Origin of the sequence: Streptomyces cylindrosporus (genome assembly GCF_022698165.1) — a bacterium.
In the GTDB taxonomy this organism is placed as follows: domain Bacteria; phylum Actinomycetota; class Actinomycetes; order Streptomycetales; family Streptomycetaceae; genus Streptomyces; species Streptomyces cylindrosporus.
The window spans coordinates 793,038-811,787 of sequence record NZ_JALDAY010000002.1 but is presented as its reverse complement, the minus strand read 5'-3'; the positions used below and the strand labels follow the sequence as shown (position 1 = coordinate 811,787).

Here is an 18,750-nt window from a genome sequence, read left to right as displayed (position 1 = left end):
GGGGCGCGCAGGGGCGGACCCGGGTCGAATGGGGAGTGAAGGAATGCGCGACGCGCTTGTAGCCGTGACCAGGGCGCGATAGACCGTACTGGCCCGTCACTTGCGGCGGGATTCGCGGCGCACCCTGGGGAGTTGGCCATGAGCGTGACGAGTCGGTACCGGGAGGCCTGGGAGGGCTTCTGGCGGGAGGCCCCCGAGGAGGAGGGGGCCGTCTTCTGGGACGCGGAGCCGGCGCTGACCGCCGCGCTCCATCTGGCGCTGTTCGAGCCGCACCTCGCCGAACCCGGCCTCGCGATGGTGGACCTCGGCTGCGGGAACGGCACCCAGACCCGGTTCCTCGCCGACCGCTTCCGGCACGTCGTCGGCGCCGACCTGTCCGGCGCCGCGATCGAGCACGCCCGGCATTCCGACCCCGCCGGGCAGGCGACCTACCGGGTGCTGGACGCCGTCGAGAAGAACGAGACGGAGTCGCTGCACGCGGAACTCGGCGACGCCAACGTCTACATGCGCGGCGTCCTGCACCAGGCCGAGCCCGACGACCGGCAGCCCATGGTGGACGGGATCGCCGCGCTCCTCGGCGACCGGGGGCGCGTCTTCCTCGTCGAACTCTCCGAGGACGCCAAGCCGGTGCTGCTGGGCCTGGCCCAGAGCCCGGCCGGCCCGCCGCCCAAGCTCGCCCCGATCTTCCGGCACGGCATCGCCCCCGGCGAGGTGGCCGACGCGGACGTACCCGAGTACTTCCGCGCGGCCGGTCTGACGATCCTGGCGAGCGGCGAACTCCCGCTCACGACAACGGAGTTCGCGCCCGATGGGACGCGGCTCGTGCTGCCGTCGAAGTGGGTGGTGGCGGGGCGGGCGAGCTGACGGGGCCTTGACCGGGACGGGTGGGGCGGCGGGGAACTCCCGTGGGCGGCGGTTCGTTTGACACGAACAGGAATCGAAATCTCGGTCAAGGCCGGGTCATCGGCTTCCCGTTGTTCGTCCAGCCACGTGTTCGCCGTCCCGTCCCCCCATCCCCGGAGGCCCGAACCATGACCCGGACCTACCCCCACCCCCACCGTCCGTCCCGGCGGGCCCTGCTCGGCTCGGCCGCGCTGGCCGGTCTCGCCGTGGCGGCCGGTGCCGGTACGGCGAGTGCCGCGCCGTCCGCCGGCGAGGCGACCTGGCCGACCGAGTTCCCGCTCCCCGACGGCTGGCTCCCCGAGGGCATCGCGATCGGCGGCAAGCCCTTCGCGTACCTGGGCTCGCGCGCGAACGGCGCCCTCTACCGCACCGACCTGCGCACCGGCGAGGGCGGAGTGCTCTACGCGGGCGCGACCGGCCAGGTCGCCGTCGGCCTCAAGCTGGACCGCGACGGACTGCTCTACGTCGCCGGCAGCACGGGAGTCGCCCGCGTCCACGACTCCCGCACCGGCGAGCTCCTGAAGACGTACCAACTCACCGAGGCCACCGGCCACTTCATCAACGACGTCACCCTGCTCGGCGACCGTGCCTGGTTCACCGACTCGCGCGCCGCCGCGCTGTACGGCGTCCCGCGCGGCCGCGACGGCGAGGTGCGTGCCCTGCCGCTGACCGGCGACTGGGTGCAGACCCCGGACGTCAACAACGCCAACGGCGTCGTCGGCACGCCGGACGGCCGCGGCCTGATCGTCGTCAGCAGCACCCCCGGCAAGCTCTACAACGTGAGCCTGAGGACCGGGCACGCGACCGAGATAACCCTGTCCGGCGCGGCCGACGTGGCCAATGGCGACGGGCTGTGGCGCATCGGCCGCACCCTGTACGTCGTGCAGAACCGCCTCAACCTGATCAGCGTGTTCGACCTCGACGCCAAGGCCACGACCGCGACGCTGCGCAGCACGATCACCGACCCGCGCTTCGACGTCCCGACCACCGCGGCCCGGTTCGGCAGCCGGCTGTATCTGGTCAACGCCCGTTTCACCAGCCCGCAGACGCCGGAGACGACGTTCAACGCGGTGGCCGTGTCCATCTGACCCTGGGCCGGGTCAGCCCGCCGCGAGCGACGCGAAGGCCTCGTCCAGCAGGGCGACCAGGTCCTGGTGGCCGTCCGAGGCGAGCCAGTGGTCGAGGGCGACGTTCAGACAGTCCAGGGCGGCCGCCGCGCGGACGGACTGGGCGAGCGTCGGCCGCTCGGCGCCCGCGCGCCCGGCGAGGGCCTCGGACAGGGCCGGGCGCCAGCTGTACTGCTTCTCCAGGTGCCGGGCGCACAGCGCCGGGGTGTCCCGGACCAGCCGGGTCGTCTCCAGGGAGCCGGCCGGGTCCACGTGGTAGCGCTCGATCACCGTGTCCAGCGCCCGCCGCAGCGCCGTCCACTCGTCCTCGCCGGCCGGCCGGGCGCGCAGGGCGTCGGCGACCCGCCGGTCATGTCCGTCGAAGGCGCCCAGGACGGCGTCCTCCTTGGTGCCGAAATAGCGCAGGAAGGTGGAGCGGGACACGCCCGCGGCCGCCGCGAGGTCGTCCAGGGTGACCTTGTCGAACCCCTCCCGGCGGAACAACTCGAAGGCCACCTGGGCCAGTTCGGCCCGTACGGCGGCCCGGGCGATGTCCCTCGTGTTCGTGCGCGCTGCTCCGGTCACCCCCTGATCCTAGCTCCCGTCGAACCTCGCTTGCAGTGTCGACACTCAGTGGTTAGCGTGACACTCAGTTTCACATACGACGCGGAGGAGCGCCACAGTGACCAAGACCCTCGGAATCATCGGCAGCGGCATGATCGGCGGTGCGGTCGCCCGGCTGGCCGTCGCCGCCGGACTGGACGTCGTGCTGAGCAACTCCCGCGGCCCCGAGACCCTCGCCGACCTGGTCGGCGACCTCGGCCCGCACGCCCGCGCGGCCACCCCCGCCGAGGCCGCGCAGGCCGGTGACCTGGTCGTGGCGGCCGTACCGCTGAAGGCCTACGGCGAGCTGCCGGCCGCCGCGCTCGCGGGCAGGACCGTCGTCGACGCGATGGTCTTCCATCCGCAGCGCGACGGTGACATCGCCGAACTGGGCAGCGGTGAGCTGACCTCCAGCGCGCTGGTGCAGCGGCACCTGGCGGACTCCCGGGTGGTGAAGACGTTCGCGACCATCGACTTCCACCACCTGGTCACGCTCGCCCGTCCCGCGGGTGCCGCCGACCGCAGCGCGCTGCCCGTCGCCGGTGACGACGCGGAGGCCAAGGCGCAGGTCGTCGCCCTGCTGGACGCGTTCGGCTACGACGCCGTCGACATCGGGGGCCTCGCCGACAGCTGGCGGCTCGCGCCCGGGACGCCCGCCTATGTGCAGCCGTACATGGGGGAGCGGCCGGAGGGGCTGAGCCAGGAGGAGGCGCAGCGCTGGTTCTTCCAGTCGCAGGGCGTGCCCGTCCCCGCCGCCCGTGTGAAGGAACTGACCGACGCCGCGACCCGCGAGAGCTGAGAGAGCACATGACCGCCGTACAGGGCAGCTCCGTCGAGATCACCACCCCCGACGGAACCGTCGACGCCTACCTCGCCACCCCCGACGACAGCACCCCGCGCCCCGCCGTCCTGTTCTACATGGACGCCTTCGGGCTGCGGCCGCACCTGAGGTCGATGGCCGACCGGCTGGCCTCGGCCGGCTACACGGTGCTGGTCCCGAACGTCTTCTACCGGTTCGGGCCCGCGCCCGTGGTCGAGCTCCCCGACTTCATCAACCCGGCCGAACGCCCGGAGATCCTCGCGCAGTTGGGGCCGGCCGCGCGCACCCTCACCCCCGAGGGCGCGATGCGGGACGCCGCCGTCTACCTCGACTGGCTGGCCGCGTCCCCGCTGACCACCGACGGCCCGGTCGGTGTCACCGGCTACTGCATGGGCGCGGGGCTCGCGCTGCGCACCGCCGGCACGCACGCGGACCGCGTCGCCGCCGCGGCCGGATTCCACGGCGCGTACCTCGCGACCGACGCACCGGACAGCCCCCACCTGCTCGCCGGCCGCGTCACGGCCGAGCTGTACTTCGGCCACGCCGACCAGGACCCCACGAACCCCGCCGAGCAGATCGACCGGCTGGAGAAGTCCCTGACCGAGGCCGGGGTGCGGCACCGCAGCGAGGTGTACGAGGGCGCCCGGCACGGCTTCACCCAGGCGGACACGGCGATGTACGGCGCCGAGGCGACCGACCGGCACTGGGCGGCGCTGCTGGACCTGTTCGGCCGCACCCTCTGAAGCCCGGCTTCCTGGCCCGTTCCCCCCGTGGCGCGTAACGTGGCGCTCCATGAAGATCCTGATCAGCGCCGACATGGAGGGTGCCACGGGGGTGACGTGGCCGGCCGACGTGCTGCCGGGGACGCCGCAGTGGGAGCGGTGCCGGTCGATGTTCACCTCGGACGTGAACGCCGCCGTGCTGGGGTTCTTCGACGGCGGCGCGGACGAGGTGCTCGTCAACGAGGCGCACTGGACGATGCGCAACCTGCTCCTCGAACAGCTCGACGAGCGCACGCAGATGCTCACCGGGCGGCACAAGTCGCTGTCCATGGTGGAGGGCGTGCAGCACGGCGACGTCGACGGCATCGCGTTCGTCGGCTACCACGCCGGCGCCGGCATGGAGGGCGTGCTCGCCCACACCTACCTCGCGAACTCCATCACCGGCGTGTGGCTCGATGACGTGCGGGCCAGCGAGGGCCTGCTGAACGCACGCGTGGTCGCCGAGTACGGGGTACCCGTCGTCCTGGTGACCGGTGACGACGTGGCCTGCGAGGACGCCCTCGGGTATGCGCCCGAGGCGCTGAAGGTCGCCGTCAAGGACCATGTCTCGCGGTACGCGGCCGTGTGCCGCACACCGGCCCGCACGGCCGCCGACATCCGGGCCGCCGCCAAGGAGGCCGCTCGGCTGGCGGCCCGTCAACAGCCGGTGCAGGCAGGGCCGTTCACCGTCGCGCTCGAGTTCGACGCCGAGCATCTCGCGATGGCCGCGACCGTCGTGCCGGGCGTCGGCAGGATCGGGGAACGGAAAGTGGCGTACACCAGCGGGACCATGTACGAGGGGATTCGTACCTTCAAGGCGGTCACCACGATCGTCTCGGCCGCCGTGGAGGAGCAGTATGGCTGACGAGCAGGCACTGGATGAGGTCGTGCGGTTCACGTCCGACCTCATCCGCATCGACACCACCAACCGCGGCGGCGGGGACTGCCGGGAGCGGCCCGCCGCCGAGTACGCGGCCGAACAGCTGGCCGGGGCGGGCCTGGAACCCGTCCTGCTGGAGCGCACCGCGGGCCGGACCAATGTGGTGGCCCGCATCGAGGGCTCCGACCCGTCCGCCGACGCGCTGCTGGTCCACGGCCACCTGGACGTCGTACCCGCCCGGGCCGAGGACTGGAGCGTGCACCCCTTCTCCGGGGAGATCCGCGACGGCGTCGTCTGGGGGCGCGGCGCGGTCGACATGAAGAACATGGACGCGATGATCCTCGCGGTCGTGCGCGGCTGGGCGCGCGCCGGCGTCCGGCCCCGGCGGGACGTCGTCGTCGCCTTCACCGCGGACGAGGAGGACAGCGCCCGGGACGGCTCCGGGTTCCTGGCCGGCGAGCACGCGGCGCTCTTCGAGGGCTGCACCGAGGGCGTCAGCGAGTCCGGGGCCTTCACCTTCCACGACGGCGCCGGGCGGCAGCTCTATCCGATCGCCGCGGGCGAGCGCGGCACGGGCTGGCTGAAGCTCACCGCGCGCGGACGCGCCGGGCACGGCTCCAAGGTCAACAAGGAGAACGCCGTCACCCGGCTCGCCGCCGCGATCACCCGGATCGGCGAGTACGAGTGGCCCGCGCGGCTCACCCCGACCGTGCGGGCGGCACTCACCGAACTCGCCCTGCTCTACGGCATCGAGAGCGACCCGGACGACGTGGACGGCCTGCTGCACAAGCTCGGTCCGGCCGCGAAGCTGGTCGAGGCGACCGTGCGCAACAGCGCCAACCCGACCATGCTGGAAGCCGGTTACAAGGTCAACGTCATTCCGGGGGAGGCCGTCGCGTACGTCGACGGACGTCATCTGTTCGGCGTCGAGGACGAGTTCCGCGCCACCCTCGACGAGCTCACCGGACCCGACGTCGACTGGGAGTTCCACCACCGCTCGATCGCCCTGCAGGCGCCCCTCGACTCGCCCACGTACGCGAAGATGCGGGCGGCCGTCGAGGAGTTCGCGCCCGAAGGGCACGTCGTGCCGTACTGCATGTCCGGCGGCACCGACGCCAAGGAGTTCTCGCGCCTCGGCATCACCGGCTACGGCTTCACCCCGCTGAAGCTGCCCGAGGGCTACGACTACCAGGCCATGTTCCACGGCGTCGACGAGCGCGTCCCGGTCGAGGCGCTGCACTTCGGGGTACGCGTACTCGACCGCTTTCTGCGCACGGCCTAGGCGAGTTGGGGGAGAACGTGGAGACCCTGCCGTACGGATCCTGGCCCTCGCCCATCGACGCGGCGCTCGCGGCCGAGCACGACGGGCATCCCGAGTACGTCGGCTTCGTCGGCGACGAGGCGTGGTGGACCGAGCCACGGCCCACCGAGGGCGGCCGGCGCACCCTCGTGCGGCGGCGCGCCGACGGCCGGGAGGAGCCGGTGCTGCCCGCGCCGTGGAACGTCCGCACCCGCGTCATCGAGTACGGCGGCCACCCCTGGGCCGGGGCGGTCGTGGACGGCCGCCCGCTCGCGGTCTTCGTGAACTTCGCCGACCAGCGGCTCTACCGGTACGAACTCGACGGCGAGCCAAGGCCGTTGACGCCCGTCTCCCTCGTGGGCGGCGGACTGCGCTGGGCACAGCCGCAGTTGGTGACCGACCGGGGCGAAGTGTGGTGCGTCCTGGAGGAGTTCACCGGCGACGGCCCCACCGACGTACGCCGCGTGCTCACCGCCGTGCCGCTGGACGGTTCGGCCGCCCAGGACCGGGACGCGGTACGTGAACTCACCGACGGCCGGCACCGGTTCGTCACCGGGCCCCGCCTCTCGCCCGACGGGCGCAGTGCCGCCTGGCTGGCCTGGGACCATCCGCGGATGCCGTGGGACGGCACGGAACTGGTCGTCGCCGGGGTGGCCGACGACGGCACCCTCCAGCGGCAGCGGACCGTCGCCGGCGGGCCCCGGGAGTCGATCGCGCAGGTCGACTGGGCGGCCGACGGCTCCCTGCTGTACGCGAGCGACCGCACCGGCTGGTGGAACCTCTACCGCGACGGCAGCCCGCTGTGCCCGCGCGAGGAGGAGTTCGCCGGGCCGCTGTGGAAGCTCGGGCAGCGCTGGTTCGCCCCGCTGGACGGCGGCCTGATTGCCGTCGTGCACGGCCGCGGCGCCACCGCCCTCGGGATACTGGACCCGGAGACCGGCGAGATCGTCGACGCGGCGGGCCCCTGGACCGAGTTCGCGCCGACGCTCGCGGTGCACGGCGAGCGCGTGGTCGCGGTGGGCGCGAGCCCGCGCAGCGCCTACGAGGTGGTCGAACTGGACGCTCGTACCGGCAGAGCCCGCGTGATCGGCGCCGAGCACGACGACGCGGTCGACCCCGCCCACTACCCCGAGCCGCAGATCCGCACCTTCACCGGCCCCGCCGGACGCGACATCCACGCGCACATCTACCCACCGCACAACCCGGGTTGCGTCCCGCCCGGCGACGAGCTGCCGCCCTACGTCGTCTGGGCGCACGGCGGCCCCACCAGCCGCGCGCCCCTCGTCCTCGACCTGGAGATCGCCTACTTCACCTCCCGAGGCATCGGCGTCGCCGAGGTCAACTACGGCGGCTCGACCGGGTACGGACGGGAGTACCGGGGCCGGCTGCGCGAGCAGTGGGGCGTCGTCGACGTCGAGGACTGCGCGGCCGTCGCGCTCGCCCTCGCCGACGAGGGGACCGCCGACCGCGACCGGCTGGCCATCCGCGGCGGCAGCGCGGGCGGCTGGACCGCCGCCGCGTCGCTCACGAGCACCGACGTGTACGCCTGCGGCACGATCATCTACCCCATCCTCGACCTGGCCGGCTGGGGCACGGGGGAGACCCACGACTTCGAGTCGCAGTACCTGGAGACCCTGGTCGGACCGCTCGCCGAGGTGCCGGGGCGGTACGCGGAGCGCTCGCCCACCGAGCACGCCGACCGCATCACCGCGCCCTTCCTGCTGCTCCAGGGGCTGGACGACGTGATCTGCCCGCCCGCCCAGTGCGAGCGCTTCCTGGAGCGGATGGCCGGACGGCGGGTGCCGCACGCGTACATCGCCTTCGAGGGGGAGGGCCACGGCTTCCGCCGCGCGGAGACCATGATCCGGGTCCTGGAGTCCGAACTCTCCCTCTACGCCCAGGTCTTCGGCCTCAACCCGCGCGACATCCCGACCCTGGAGCTGTCCAAGTGACCGAAGAGGTACGAGAACTCGTCCGGCCGGCCCGGCTCGCACCCGGCGCCCGGGTCGCCGTCGTCGCGCCCAGCGGGCCGGTGCCGGAGGAGCGCCTCCAGGCCGGCCTCGACGTGCTGCGCGGCTGGGATCTCGACCCGGTGGCGGCACCCCATGTGCTGGACCGGCACGGGCAGTTCAGCTACCTGGCGGGCACGGACGCGGACCGCGCGGCCGACCTCCAGGCCGCCTGGTGCGACCCGTCGGTGGACGCGGTGCTGTGCGCGCGGGGCGGCTACGGCGTCCAGCGCATGGCCGAACTGCTCGACTGGGACGCGATGCGCGCCGCCGGCCCCAAGGTCTTCGTCGGCTTCAGCGACATCACCGCCCTGCACGAGGCGTTCGCCACCAGGCTCGGCCTCGTCACTCTGCACGGGCCGATGGCCGCCGGGATCGACTTCGTCAAGAACGCCCGGGCCCAGGAACACCTCAAGGCCACGCTCCTCGCCCCGGAGACCGTCCGCACGATCACCTCCGGCGGCACCGCCCTCGTCCCCGGCCGGGCCCGGGGCGTGACCCTCGGCGGCTGCCTCTCCCTGCTCGCCGCCGACCTGGGCACCCCGTACGCCCGGCCCGGTGCGCGCGGCGGACTGCTCTGCCTGGAGGACGTGGGCGAGGAGACGTACCGCCTCGACCGCTACCTCACCCAACTCCTGCGCGCGGGCTGGTTCGACGGGGTGAGCGGGGTGCTGCTCGGGTCGTGGCAGGACTGCGATCCGTACGAGCAGGTACGGGCGATGCTCGTCGACCGGCTCGGCGGCCTCGGGGTGCCCGTGGCCGAGGAGTTCGGCTTCGGACACTGCGCGGGGGCGCTGACCGTCCCCTTCGGGGTGAGCGCCGAACTCGACGCCGACGCGGGCACGCTGACCCTCGACCGGCCCGCCCTGCGCTGACCCGGCGCACTCCGTCACCCGGACGGCGGCCCCCGCCGTGTGGGCGACGGGCTTCGGACCCACCCTGGTCGCATGAGCCCGAAGACCGCCGAGAGCGGCGCCAAGAGCGGGGGCCGGGGCCGGCAGCTGATGACCCCCTCCCGGATCATCGTGCTGCTCCTCGCCGTTCTCGCCCTGATCTTCATCTTCGAGAACACCCGCGCGACCAGGATCCGACTGCTGATCCCCGAGGTCACGATGCCGCTGTGGATGGCACTGCTGGCCACGGGCGTGATCGGCGCTCTGTGCGGGGCGTATTTCATGAGACGGCGGAGCTGACGGGTTCGTCGGTCGGCTGCGGCGCCGTCGTGGCTGGTCGCGCAGTTCCCCGCGCCCCTTGGCGGCGCTGCCGGAACGCGGCACCCCGTAGGGTGGCCGGATGCCGCATGCATCCCGTTATCTCGCCGAGGGGCCCCGGGTGGGGATACGTCACTTCGCCTACGAGGACGGTGCCGAGTTCGCCGCCCGGGCCCGGGAGAGCAAGGACCTGCACCACCCCTGGCTGTTCCCGCCGGACACCGCGGACGGGTACACCGCGTACGCGGCGCGGCTGATCGAGGACCGGACCAGGGCCGGGTTCATGGTGTGCGAGAAGGAGAGCGAGCACGGCGACGGGGCCATCGCCGGGTTCATCAACATCAACAACATCGTCGAGGGCGGCTTCCAGAGCGGCGCGCTCGGATACGGCGCGTTCGCGCACGCCGCCGGGCGGGGCCTGATGCGGGAGGGGCTCGACCTGGTGGTGGGGTACGCCTTCGGCGCGATGCGGCTGCACCGGCTGGAGATCAACGTACAGCCCCGGAACGCGGCCTCCATCGCCCTGGCCCGCTCGTGCGGCTTCCGGCTCGAAGGCTTCTCGCCGGCCATGCTCTTCATCGACGGGGCCTGGCGGGACCACGAGCGCTGGGCGATCACCGCCGAGATGCGGGCTTGAAGTTGATCTTCATGGTGTCGAGGTCCGTCACGGTGGACTTCAGGCCGCGGAACCCGTAGCCCAGCTCCCGCAGCGCCGTCTCCGCCCGGTCCTCCGCGATCGCGCCCGCCATCTCCTCGCCGTCGGCGGCGTCCGAGACGACCACGTACCGCATCGAGAAGTGCTTGAGCGGCGCCGGCTCGTACGACAGCGAGCCCTCCTCGCAGAACCGCATGCTTGCCATGGAGTGCTCCGCCGCCTCGGCCAGCAGCCGCTCGCGGGCCTCCTCGCTCAGCCCGTCCCACGTGCCCCGGACGATCACCCGGTACGTGTGCTGCTCGCCCATCGGTCTGCTCCCGCGTCGAATTCCGTTGAAGGCCCGACTGTACGTCGACGAGGATGACCCGCATGCGGAATTTCGTCGTGCTGGACGCCCCCTCCAACCTGGGCCTGCGCCCGCCCGCACCCGGCACCGTGCCCGGCTGCTACAAGCTCGCCGGGGCGCTGCGGGAGCAGCGGATCGTGCAGCGCTTGGGGGCGCTGGAGGGCGGGGTGGTCGTGCCGCCGCGGTACGACCGGGGGGACTGGCAGGAGGGCGACGGGGTCTTCAACGCCGCCGCCATCGCCTCGTACACCGTGAAGCTCGCCGACCGCGTCGAGCGGCATGTGCGGGCCGGGGACTTTCCCGTCGTGCTCGGCGGTGACTGCTCCATCCAGCTCGGAGCCTCGCTCGCGCTGCGCCGCATCGGGCGCTACGGGCTGGTCTCGCTGGACGCCTCCCCTGACTTCCGGCACCCCGGCAACTCCGACCGCGTCGGCGCGGCGGGCGGGGAGGAGGTCGCGCTGGCCACCGGGCGCGGGCAGGACGACCTGACGGACCTGGAGGGACTGAAGCCGTATCTGCGCGACGAGGACGTGCGGTACTTCGGCATCCGGGACTGCTTCGAGAAGGAGCGGGCCGAGCTCGCCGCCCTCAAGATTCCGGTCGTGACGGTGGGTGACGTGCGGGAGTGGGGCGGGGAGGCGCTCGCGACGGCCACCGCGCAGGCCTTCGCCGTGCCCCAACTCCAGGGATTCTGGGTGCACTTGGACGCCGACGTCCTCGACCCGTCGGTGATGCCGGCCGTCGACAGCCCCGATCCGGACGGGCTGCTCCCGGAGGAACTCGTCGCGGTACTGCGGCCGTTGCTCGCCTCCCCGCAGTGCGTCGGGCTCAACGTCACGATCTACGACCCCGATCTCGACCCGGACGGCTCGGCGGGCGCCCTCCTCGCCGACGCCCTCGTGTCCGCCTTTGCGGAATCCTGACCGGTACCTCCCCTGGTCAGCTCATCGGCGAGCGGCTTCCATGGTGATCGTGACGACGATCCGACGTGAGGTACTGACGTTGCCCGCAGCGGAGCTGGGTCCGGACAACCCGCTGCCCCCGCTGCGACTGCTCCACGAGGTTCACCGCATCGACGACCGGGACAGAGAGGACCTGCCGCGCGAGATGGCTCGGCAGATCGGCTACGAGAGGCTGCGCAGCCTGCTGCCCGTGCGGGTCAGGGACGGGTACGGCAGAACCCGTGAACCCCGTGAGATCGACGCCCTGGTGATCGAGAACGACCGTCTCAAGGCCACCGTCCTGCCCGGCCTCGGCGGCCGCGTCGCCTCCCTCCTCCACAAGCCCACCGGACGCGAACTCCTCTACCGCAACCCGGTGTTCCAGCCCGCGAACTTCGCGCTGAACGGCGCCTGGTTCTCCGGCGGCATCGAATGGAACATCGGCGCCACCGGCCACACCCCGCTCTCCTGCGCACCCCTGCACGCCGCCCGCGTCCCCGCCCCCGACGGCGGCGACATGCTCCGCCTCTGGGAGTGGGACCGGCTGCGGGACCTGCCCTTCCAGATCGACCTCTGGCTGCCGGACGGCTCCGACTTCCTGTACGTCGGCGTCCGCATCCGCAATCCGCACGAGCGGCCCGTGCCGACGTACTGGTGGTCCAACATCGCCGTGCCCGAGGAGCGCCGGGTGCTGGCACCCGCCGACGAGGCATGGCACTTCGGGTACGAGCGGCGACTGCGCCGGGTGCCCGTGCCGTCGTACGACGGGATCGACCGCACGTACCCGCTCAACAGCCCTTACGCAGCCGACTACTTCTACGAGATCGACGACGGGCGACGGCGCTGGATCGCGGCCCTCGACGCCGACGGGCACGGGCTCGTGCAGACGTCCACCGACGTGCTGCGCGGACGCAAGCTCTTCGTGTGGGGCACGGGCGCCGGCGGGCGGCGCTGGCAGGAGTGGCTCACCGAGCCGGGCACCGGCGGCTACTGCGAGATCCAGGCGGGGCTCGCCCGCACCCAGTTGGAGCACGTCCGGCTGGAACCGGAGAGCGAGCTGAGCTGGCTGGAGGCGTACGGGCCGCTGGACGCACGCCCCGAGGGGGAGTGGGCGGCGGTGCTGCGGGGTGCCGAGGTGCGGCTGGAGGCGGCCCTGCCGCGCGCCGAACTAGAGGCCGCGTACGCCGCCTGGAAGCCGTGCGCCGACACCGAACCCGGCGAGGTCCTCGCCGCCGGCTCCGGCTGGGGAGCGCTCGAAGTGCTGCGCGCCGACTGGAAGTTGCCCGGCACCCCCTTCGACGAGGACACGCTCGGCGAGGCCCAGGAGCCGTGGCTGCACCTGCTGCGGGCCGGCTCCTTCCCCGAGCCGCGCCGGGTGCGGCCGCCCGGGCAGACGCTCGTCGCCACGCACTGGCGGGACATGCTGGAGACCGCGCCCGCCACGCCGCTCACCGAGTACCACCTGGGCGTCGCCCAGTGGCACGCCGGTGACCGGGCGCAGGCCGTGCGCAGCTGGGAGCGGGCGCTCGAACTCGCCCCGTCCCTCTGGCCGTTGCTGCGCTGCCTCGCCGTCGCCGACCAGGAGAGCGGCAACCACGAGCGGGCCGCCGACCGGTACGCGGACGCCTTCGACGACCTGTGCCACGAGCGGCGCGACAACGGCGAGTCGTGGACGGCGGCCACGGCCGCGCTCGGCCGCGAGACCATCGAGGCGCTGCTCGCCGTGGGGCGCACCGCCCAGGCGCGCGACGTGTGGCGACGACTGCATCCGGCCACCCGCGAGCGCGGCCGGTTCCGGCTGATCGAGGCCGGGCTGCTGTGCGCGGAGGGGCGGGCCGAGGAGGCGCTGGACGTCTTCCGCGCGGGCTTCGAGGTGGCCGACCTGCGAGAGGGGGCGGAGGCGATCGGCCGGCTGTGGAGCCGGGTCACCGACGAACCGCTGCCGGCGCACTACGACTTCCGTATGCGTCCGCCCGAGTCCTGAGACGTAGGGAAGTCGGCCTCGCCCCGGCCGAACCGGACCGGTGCCCGCTCTCGTCGCCGCACACGAGTACGACGCGGCGGCGACGGGGGTGGGCACGCATGGCCGAGCAGACGACCGAACAGACCTGTCCGCAGTGCGGGTTGGACATGCCCGTCGACGCGGGATATCCCGTGTGGTGCACGGGCTGCGAGTGGAACGTGGCGCCCGAGCTCTTCGTCTACGGCCTCGGCGGCACCGCGGCACGCCGGCGCGAGCTCGCCGGACGGCACAGCGAAGGGACCTTCGAGGAGCTGGCCCGTGAGGGCACGCGAGGGCGGCGGGCCCGGCTGACGGCCTCGTACGTGCTGTCGTACGCCCTGGCCCTCATGGTGCACGGGCTGTCGTTCGCGTTGCTCGGGGCGGGAGTCGGGCTGCTGGTGGCGGGCGGCGGCAACCCGGTCGCCTGGGCGGTGGGCGTGCCGCTGGTGCTGCTGTTCCTTGTCCTGCTGCCGCGCTTTCCGCGGCTCGGCTCCCGGGTGCCGAGGCTGGAACGCGCCGACGCGCCACGGCTGTTCGGGCTGATCGACGAGGTCGCGGGCGAAGTGGGCACGCGCGGCGTCGACGTGATCGTGGTGGACGGACGGGTCAACGCCGGGGTGCACACCTATGGGCTGCGGCAGCGGGTGCTGCACCTCGGGCTCGGGCTGTGGGCCGTGCTCACCCCGCAGCAGAAGGTCGCCCTGCTCGGGCACGAGCTCGGCCACTTCGCGGGCGGCGACACCCGGCACGGCAGCGTGGTGGGCAGCGCCCTGTACACGCTGCGGCTGTGGGTGGAGGTGCTCCGGCCCGAGCGCTGGAACGGACGGGTCGCCCGGGTGCTGGTGGCGCTGCCGCTCACGCCCCCGCACCATGCGGCGCAGAGCGTGCTCAGCCTGCTGGAGAAGGTGTCGCTGCGCGGCTTCCCGCGGCGCGAGTACCTCGCCGACGACCTCGCCGCTGAGGTCGCGTCCACCGAGGGCGCCCGGGACCTGATGGAGACCCTGCTGCACGCCGCACGGATCGATGACGAGCTGCACCGCCTGGCCGCCGACCTGTCCGGTCCCCACGAGACGCTGTGGGCGCAACTCGCCGACCGCGTGGCGGCCGTACCGCCGCGCGAGCGTGAACGGCTGCGCCGGGTCAGCGCATTGGAGTGGCACCAGCAGGACGCCACCCATCCGCCGACGCACCTGCGCGTCGAACTCCTCGACCGGCGCGGCCCGTCCACGCCGAAGGTCGTCCTGGACCGGCGGACGGAGAAGGCCGTGGAACGTGAACTGCGGCCCTCCGCACGGCGGTTGGCGCGGACCATCGCACAGGAGCGGTGAGCGGGTTACGAGTTGCGGTCCACGTACTCGTACACCATGCCGTCCGGATGCACCGCGATCAGATTGCGGCCCGCCGGGGTCGCCACCGGGCCGGCGACGACATGGGCGCCGAGCTCGGTGAGGACCCGGTGGGCCTCCTCGACGTCCTTGACGGCGATCGTCGCGGCCACCTTGCGCAGTACCTCCAGCTCCGCCTCGGGCCCGCTCATCAGCAGGAAGCAGCCGACCGCGGCCACCTGGACGCCACCGCGCTCGAAACGCAGCGCGGTGCCGCCGGCCAGCCGTTCGTAGAACGGGACCGCGGTCTCCAGGTCGTCGACGCAGACACGCAGCGTGGCTCCCAGAATGTCCATGCGGACGAGCCTAGTTGGGGCGGCCGGAAGAGGAGATCGTTTCGCATGATCGTCACCCTTTCCGGCCGCCTCGCGCGCGGGTCAGCCCATCGCCTTGCGCACCACGTCCCGGGTGCGGTCCACGACGGCCGCGACCGGACCGACCGCCATGTTCTTGACGGCGGTGTCGGTGCCGGGATGCGGGCGGGTCGGCGCCAGGGCCTCGGCCGCCCGCACCGCGCGGGCCAGGGTCTCCAGCCTGCCGCGGTCCGCGACCCGGGCGAAGTGCGCGAACTCGTACCGCTCCTCGTTCTCGGCGTGCGCGAGCACGTCCTGGCGCAGGGCCGCGAACTGGTCCAGGAACTCGGGTGAGTCCGGATCCATGTCGTCGAGGCGGGAGAGGGCCTGTTTGGCGTGCTCCTCCTCCTCGATCCGGTCCTTGACGACCAGTTCGCCGCCGTCGATGTTCTTGCGGGCGAAGGGGTGGACGACCTCTTCCTCGGCGGTCTCGTGCACCGCGAGCAGGCGGACGAGGTCGTGGAAGTGGTGCGCCCGGTCCTGGCCCTTGGTGTTCGCCACCTCGTCGAACAGTTCTCGGATCCTGGTGTGCTGCCCCTTGAGCAGCTCCACCACGTCGGTGCGCTCGGTCATCCTCTTGTCTTCCTCCGGTAGGGGATGTGCGTCCGGTTGTGCGAGCGGCGGGTACCCGGCGACCGGGGGCCGACGCACCGCTTTCCGGCCGTCACGGACCGCGTTATGCGCACGGGTGTGCGGGTACTCGGCGGTCATGGAAGGCTTGGATCATCTGGAGCATCTGGACAAGCACCTGGTCGACGAGCTGGCGCAGGTGGCGCGCGAGACCGTGCGCGAGGAACTGCGCGAACAGACTCGCAAACAGCGCCGTACGGCCATGCTGTACGCCGCGTCCGGCGCCGTCGCCCTCTACGCGGGCGCGGCCCTCGCCCTCACCGTCGGTCTGGCCCTCGCGATCGGCCTGCCCGACTGGGCCGCCGCGCTGATCACCGCGGCGATCCTCGGCGTGGTCGCCTATGTCCTGCGCGGGGCTGCCCGTCCGTCCGCGTCCCGGCCGACGCCGGAGCGCGAGGCCGAGCTGGCGGCCATGCAGGGCGACCCGGCCGGCGGCCGGGCGTCCGGCATCCCGGCGGTCCCGCCGGTGCCGCCGGTCGCGCCCGGGGCGGGCCTGCCCGGGCCCGGCGGTGGCGTACCCGGCCCCGGCGCCGGTGCGCCCCTGCCCGGAAGCGCCGCGCCCGGATCCGGTACTGCGGAACCGGCGCCGCGTCCGGAGGGCGTCGACCCCGAGCAGCCGCACCACCGGGCGTGAGCCGTGGTGCGGCTGCGTTGGGGAGTGCCGGGGCTGCCGGGCGGGCGCAGGGTCGTCGTCGTGACCGGGGCCAGTGGCGGTGTGGGGCGGGCCACGGCCCGGGCCTTCGGCGCGCGGGGCGACCGGGTCGCCCTGCTGGCCCGGGGGCGCGAGGGTCTCGCCGCGGCGGCGGACGAGGTGCAGCGGGCCGGGGGTGAAGCCCTCGTCGTCACCGTGGACATGGCCGACGCCAAGGCGGTCGACGACGCGGCCCAGCAGGTGGCCGACGCGTTCGGACACATCGACGTGTGGGTCAACAACGCCTTCGCCGGTGTCTTCGCGCCGTTCACCGAGATCACCGCGGACGAGTTCCGCAGGGTGACCGAAGTGACGTACCTGGGCTGCGTGTTCGGCACGCGGGCCGCCCTGCGCCACATGCTGCCGCGCGACCGGGGGACGATCGTGCAGGTCGGCTCGGCGCTGGCCTATCGCGGCATACCCCTCCAGTCCGCCTACTGCGGGGCCAAGCACGCGATCCAGGGGTTCAACGAATCGCTGCGGTGCGAGCTGCTGCACGAGAAGAGCGGTGTCCGTACGACGATGGTGCAGCTGCCGGCGGTCAACACCCCGCAGTTCGACTGGGTGTTGAGCCGTATGCCGGGCAGGGCCCGACCGGTGGCGCCCGTCTACCAGCCGGAGGTGGCCGCGAAGGCGATCCTCCACGCGGCCGCGCACGCCCGCCGACGCGAGTACTGGATCGGCGGCTCCACGGCCGCCACGCTGCTCGCCAACGCGGTGGCGCCGGGCCTGCTGGACCGCTACCTGGCCAGGACCGGCTTCGACGCGCAGCAGGATCCGGGGGAGTACGACGGTTTCGGTAATCTGTGGACCCCGGCGGACGGGGCGCACGGCCGGGACTTCGGGGCGCACGGGCGTTTCGACGAGGAAGCGGTGTCGGACAGCCCGGAGGGGTGGGTTTCGCGCAACCGCGGGCGAGTGGGGGCGGGGTTGGTCGCCGGGGGGCTGGGGGCGGTGGTGACCGCAGGGCTCCGCCGCGGTGGCCGGTCGCCGTCGCGGCGGAAATAGGGAGCCGGTAGCAGAAAGGCGCCAGCCGCAGGCCTTCTTATGACGGGCCCGCCACCAAGTACTCCTCCACCTCCTCCGCCCGCAGTGTCAGGCCGTGGCCGATCCCCGTCACGGGGTGTACCGAGCCGCCTGTCGGGTCGAGGGCGCCTGTGAAGAACATGTCTTCTATGCGGACGTGGTCGTGGAACCACTCGGCGTGGCGGAAGTTGGGGATCGTGGCCGCCGCGTGGACGTGGGCGTGCGGGGCGCAGTGGGAGGAGATCTCCAGGCCGTGGGACTGGGCCAGGGCCGCGGCACGGAGGAACTCCGTGATGCCGCCGCAGCGGGTCGCGTCCACCTGGAGGCAGTCGACCGCGCCCGCGGCGATCATGCGGGCGAAGTACGGGAGGTCGTAGCCGTACTCGCCGGCCGTCACGTCGCACACCAGCGCGTCGCGCACCAGGCGCAGGCCGGTCAGGTCGTCCGAGGAGACCGGCTCCTCGAACCAGCCGACGCCCTGCTCGGCGAGGGCGTGGCCGACCCGGACCGCCTGCTTGCGGGTGTACGCGCCGTTCGCGTCGACGTACAACTCCGCCTCCGGGCCGATGACCTGGCGGGCCGCGCGGACGCGGGCCAGGTCGCGCTCGACCGCACGGCCCCAGCTCTCGCCGATCTTTATCTTCACGCGCGGAATGTGCTGCCCGTGCACCCAGCCGTTCAGCTGCGCCGCCAGATGCGTGTCGTGGTACGTCGTGAAGCCGCCGCTGCCGTACACGGGCACGCGTTCGCGGCAGACGCCGAGGAGGCGGGCCAGGGGGAGTTCGAGGAGGCGGGCCTTGAGGTCCCACAGGGCGATGTCGAGTGCCGAGATCGCGCAGGCCGCGATGCCCGGGCGGCCCGCGTTGCGGACCGAGCGGCACATCGCGTCGTGCGCGGCCGGGATGTCGAGCGCGCTGCGGCCCTCGACGAGCGGGGCGAGGTGGTCGCGGAGGAAGTCGCCGACAGCGGCCGGGCCGTACGTCCAGCCCGTGCCGGTCGCGTCGCCCGTCGTCACCTCCGCGATCACCATCGTCGTGGAGCTCCAGGCGAGCGTCCCGTCGGCCTCGGGGGCGTCGGTCGGCACCGTGTAGACGGAGACGACGGGGCGGTGCAGTTTCATGGTCCCGA

At 73.1% G+C, this 18,750-nt stretch carries 20 protein-coding genes; 15 read left to right on the top strand and 5 right to left on the bottom strand.

Features of this window, described 5'->3' with window-relative positions:
• Window positions 1-138: 138 nt before the first annotated feature.
• Window positions 139-864: a class I SAM-dependent methyltransferase gene (locus tag MQP27_RS08770; RefSeq protein WP_242763313.1), complete on the top strand. Its 726-nt coding sequence runs from the start codon at window positions 139-141 to the stop codon at window positions 862-864.
• 167 nt (window positions 865-1,031) lie between these two features.
• Entirely contained in the window at window positions 1,032-1,991 is a 960-nt protein-coding gene (locus MQP27_RS08765; RefSeq protein WP_242763310.1) for an SMP-30/gluconolactonase/LRE family protein, read from the top strand.
• 12 nt (window positions 1,992-2,003) lie between these two features.
• Here the strand turns inward: MQP27_RS08765 and MQP27_RS08760 are convergent, their stop codons facing one another.
• On the bottom strand, window positions 2,004-2,594 hold the full coding sequence (locus tag MQP27_RS08760; RefSeq protein WP_242763306.1) for a TetR family transcriptional regulator: 591 nt from the start codon (window positions 2,592-2,594) through the stop codon (window positions 2,004-2,006).
• Window positions 2,595-2,691: 97 nt separating this feature from the next.
• On the opposite strand from MQP27_RS08760, the gene MQP27_RS08755 reads away from it, so the two are divergent.
• The 8 genes from MQP27_RS08755 (at window position 2,692) to MQP27_RS08720 (ending at window position 10,230) form a co-directional block, all read left to right on the top strand.
• Window positions 2,692-3,411: an NADPH-dependent F420 reductase gene (locus tag MQP27_RS08755; protein WP_242763303.1), complete on the top strand. Its 720-nt coding sequence runs from the start codon at window positions 2,692-2,694 to the stop codon at window positions 3,409-3,411.
• A gap of 8 nt (window positions 3,412-3,419) precedes the next feature.
• Window positions 3,420-4,175 (top strand): dienelactone hydrolase family protein, encoded by a 756-nt coding sequence (locus MQP27_RS08750; RefSeq protein ID WP_242763300.1) that lies wholly within the window; start codon window positions 3,420-3,422, stop codon window positions 4,173-4,175.
• A 49-nt stretch (window positions 4,176-4,224) separates the two neighbouring features.
• Window positions 4,225-5,058 (top strand): M55 family metallopeptidase, encoded by an 834-nt coding sequence (locus MQP27_RS08745; protein ID WP_242763297.1) that lies wholly within the window; start codon window positions 4,225-4,227, stop codon window positions 5,056-5,058.
• A complete protein-coding gene (locus MQP27_RS08740) occupies window positions 5,051-6,355 on the top strand; it encodes a M20/M25/M40 family metallo-hydrolase (RefSeq protein ID WP_242763295.1) in 1,305 nt (434 codons plus the stop codon). The genes MQP27_RS08745 and MQP27_RS08740 overlap by 8 nt, the downstream gene beginning before the upstream one ends.
• A 17-nt stretch (window positions 6,356-6,372) precedes the next feature.
• Window positions 6,373-8,325: a prolyl oligopeptidase family serine peptidase gene (locus MQP27_RS08735; protein WP_242763292.1), complete on the top strand. Its 1,953-nt coding sequence runs from the start codon at window positions 6,373-6,375 to the stop codon at window positions 8,323-8,325.
• Window positions 8,322-9,257 (top strand): S66 peptidase family protein, encoded by a 936-nt coding sequence (locus MQP27_RS08730; protein WP_242763289.1) that lies wholly within the window; start codon window positions 8,322-8,324, stop codon window positions 9,255-9,257. The genes MQP27_RS08735 and MQP27_RS08730 overlap by 4 nt, the downstream gene beginning before the upstream one ends.
• Before the next feature lie 72 nt (window positions 9,258-9,329).
• On the top strand, window positions 9,330-9,575 hold the full coding sequence (locus MQP27_RS08725) for a LapA family protein (RefSeq protein WP_242763287.1): 246 nt from the start codon (window positions 9,330-9,332) through the stop codon (window positions 9,573-9,575).
• A gap of 100 nt (window positions 9,576-9,675) precedes the next feature.
• Window positions 9,676-10,230, top strand: coding sequence for a GNAT family N-acetyltransferase (locus MQP27_RS08720; RefSeq protein ID WP_242763283.1), 555 nt, complete (start codon window positions 9,676-9,678; stop codon window positions 10,228-10,230).
• Here MQP27_RS08720 and MQP27_RS08715 read toward each other — a convergent pair.
• The gene (locus tag MQP27_RS08715) at window positions 10,208-10,555 is read right to left on the bottom strand and encodes a DUF6204 family protein (protein ID WP_242763281.1); all 348 of its coding nucleotides are present in this window, start codon (window positions 10,553-10,555) and stop codon (window positions 10,208-10,210) included. The genes MQP27_RS08720 and MQP27_RS08715 overlap by 23 nt on opposite strands.
• A 62-nt stretch (window positions 10,556-10,617) precedes the next feature.
• Here MQP27_RS08715 and MQP27_RS08710 point away from each other — a divergent pair, with 62 nt between their 5' ends.
• From MQP27_RS08710 to MQP27_RS08700, 3 genes are all read left to right on the top strand, one after another.
• Entirely contained in the window at window positions 10,618-11,517 is a 900-nt protein-coding gene (locus tag MQP27_RS08710; RefSeq protein WP_242763278.1) for an arginase family protein, read from the top strand.
• A 40-nt stretch (window positions 11,518-11,557) separates the two neighbouring features.
• Window positions 11,558-13,519: a DUF5107 domain-containing protein gene (locus MQP27_RS08705; RefSeq protein WP_242763274.1), complete on the top strand. Its 1,962-nt coding sequence runs from the start codon at window positions 11,558-11,560 to the stop codon at window positions 13,517-13,519.
• Between the two features lie 98 nt (window positions 13,520-13,617).
• Window positions 13,618-14,865 (top strand): M48 family metalloprotease, encoded by a 1,248-nt coding sequence (locus MQP27_RS08700; protein WP_242763271.1) that lies wholly within the window; start codon window positions 13,618-13,620, stop codon window positions 14,863-14,865.
• Between the two features lie 5 nt (window positions 14,866-14,870).
• On the opposite strand, the gene MQP27_RS08695 is transcribed toward MQP27_RS08700, so the two are convergent.
• Both MQP27_RS08695 and MQP27_RS08690 read right to left on the bottom strand, forming a co-directional pair.
• Window positions 14,871-15,218, bottom strand: a complete 348-nt coding sequence (locus MQP27_RS08695; protein ID WP_242763268.1) for a VOC family protein — start codon at window positions 15,216-15,218, stop codon at window positions 14,871-14,873.
• A gap of 81 nt (window positions 15,219-15,299) precedes the next feature.
• Window positions 15,300-15,848, bottom strand: a complete 549-nt coding sequence (locus MQP27_RS08690; RefSeq protein WP_242763265.1) for a hemerythrin domain-containing protein — start codon at window positions 15,846-15,848, stop codon at window positions 15,300-15,302.
• Between the two features lie 136 nt (window positions 15,849-15,984).
• Between MQP27_RS08690 and MQP27_RS08685 the strand changes: the two genes are divergently transcribed.
• Both MQP27_RS08685 and MQP27_RS08680 read left to right on the top strand, forming a co-directional pair.
• A complete protein-coding gene (locus tag MQP27_RS08685; protein WP_242763262.1) occupies window positions 15,985-16,539 on the top strand; it encodes a phage holin family protein in 555 nt (184 codons plus the stop codon).
• Window positions 16,540-16,572: 33 nt separating this feature from the next.
• Window positions 16,573-17,604, top strand: a complete 1,032-nt coding sequence (locus MQP27_RS08680) for an SDR family oxidoreductase (protein WP_278195889.1) — start codon at window positions 16,573-16,575, stop codon at window positions 17,602-17,604.
• Between the two features lie 37 nt (window positions 17,605-17,641).
• Here the strand turns inward: MQP27_RS08680 and MQP27_RS08675 are convergent, their stop codons facing one another.
• Entirely contained in the window at window positions 17,642-18,742 is a 1,101-nt protein-coding gene (locus tag MQP27_RS08675) for an enolase C-terminal domain-like protein (protein WP_242763257.1), read from the bottom strand.
• Between the last annotated feature and the right edge of the window lie 8 nt (window positions 18,743-18,750).

Excerpts from the sequence above, each read along its gene's own strand:
- MQP27_RS08705 (WP_242763274.1), top strand. The coding sequence starts at position 11,558 with ATGGTGATCGTGACGACGATCCGACGTGAGGTACTGACGTTGCCCGCA.
- MQP27_RS08720 (WP_242763283.1), top strand. The coding sequence starts at position 9,676 with ATGCCGCATGCATCCCGTTATCTCGCCGAGGGGCCCCGGGTGGGGATA.
- MQP27_RS08710 (WP_242763278.1), top strand. The coding sequence starts at position 10,618 with ATGCGGAATTTCGTCGTGCTGGACGCCCCCTCCAACCTGGGCCTGCGC.
- MQP27_RS08740 (WP_242763295.1), top strand. The coding sequence starts at position 5,051 with ATGGCTGACGAGCAGGCACTGGATGAGGTCGTGCGGTTCACGTCCGAC.
- MQP27_RS08770 (WP_242763313.1), top strand. The coding sequence starts at position 139 with ATGAGCGTGACGAGTCGGTACCGGGAGGCCTGGGAGGGCTTCTGGCGG.
- MQP27_RS08700 (WP_242763271.1), top strand. The coding sequence starts at position 13,618 with ATGGCCGAGCAGACGACCGAACAGACCTGTCCGCAGTGCGGGTTGGAC.
- MQP27_RS08685 (WP_242763262.1), top strand. The coding sequence starts at position 15,985 with ATGGAAGGCTTGGATCATCTGGAGCATCTGGACAAGCACCTGGTCGAC.
- MQP27_RS08745 (WP_242763297.1), top strand. The coding sequence starts at position 4,225 with ATGAAGATCCTGATCAGCGCCGACATGGAGGGTGCCACGGGGGTGACG.
- MQP27_RS08765 (WP_242763310.1), top strand. The coding sequence starts at position 1,032 with ATGACCCGGACCTACCCCCACCCCCACCGTCCGTCCCGGCGGGCCCTG.
- MQP27_RS08750 (WP_242763300.1), top strand. The coding sequence starts at position 3,420 with ATGACCGCCGTACAGGGCAGCTCCGTCGAGATCACCACCCCCGACGGA.
- MQP27_RS08725 (WP_242763287.1), top strand. The coding sequence starts at position 9,330 with ATGAGCCCGAAGACCGCCGAGAGCGGCGCCAAGAGCGGGGGCCGGGGC.
- MQP27_RS08690 (WP_242763265.1), bottom strand. The coding sequence starts at position 15,848 with ATGACCGAGCGCACCGACGTGGTGGAGCTGCTCAAGGGGCAGCACACC.
- MQP27_RS08675 (WP_242763257.1), bottom strand. The coding sequence starts at position 18,742 with ATGAAACTGCACCGCCCCGTCGTCTCCGTCTACACGGTGCCGACCGAC.
- MQP27_RS08695 (WP_242763268.1), bottom strand. The coding sequence starts at position 15,218 with ATGGACATTCTGGGAGCCACGCTGCGTGTCTGCGTCGACGACCTGGAG.
- MQP27_RS08715 (WP_242763281.1), bottom strand. The coding sequence starts at position 10,555 with ATGGGCGAGCAGCACACGTACCGGGTGATCGTCCGGGGCACGTGGGAC.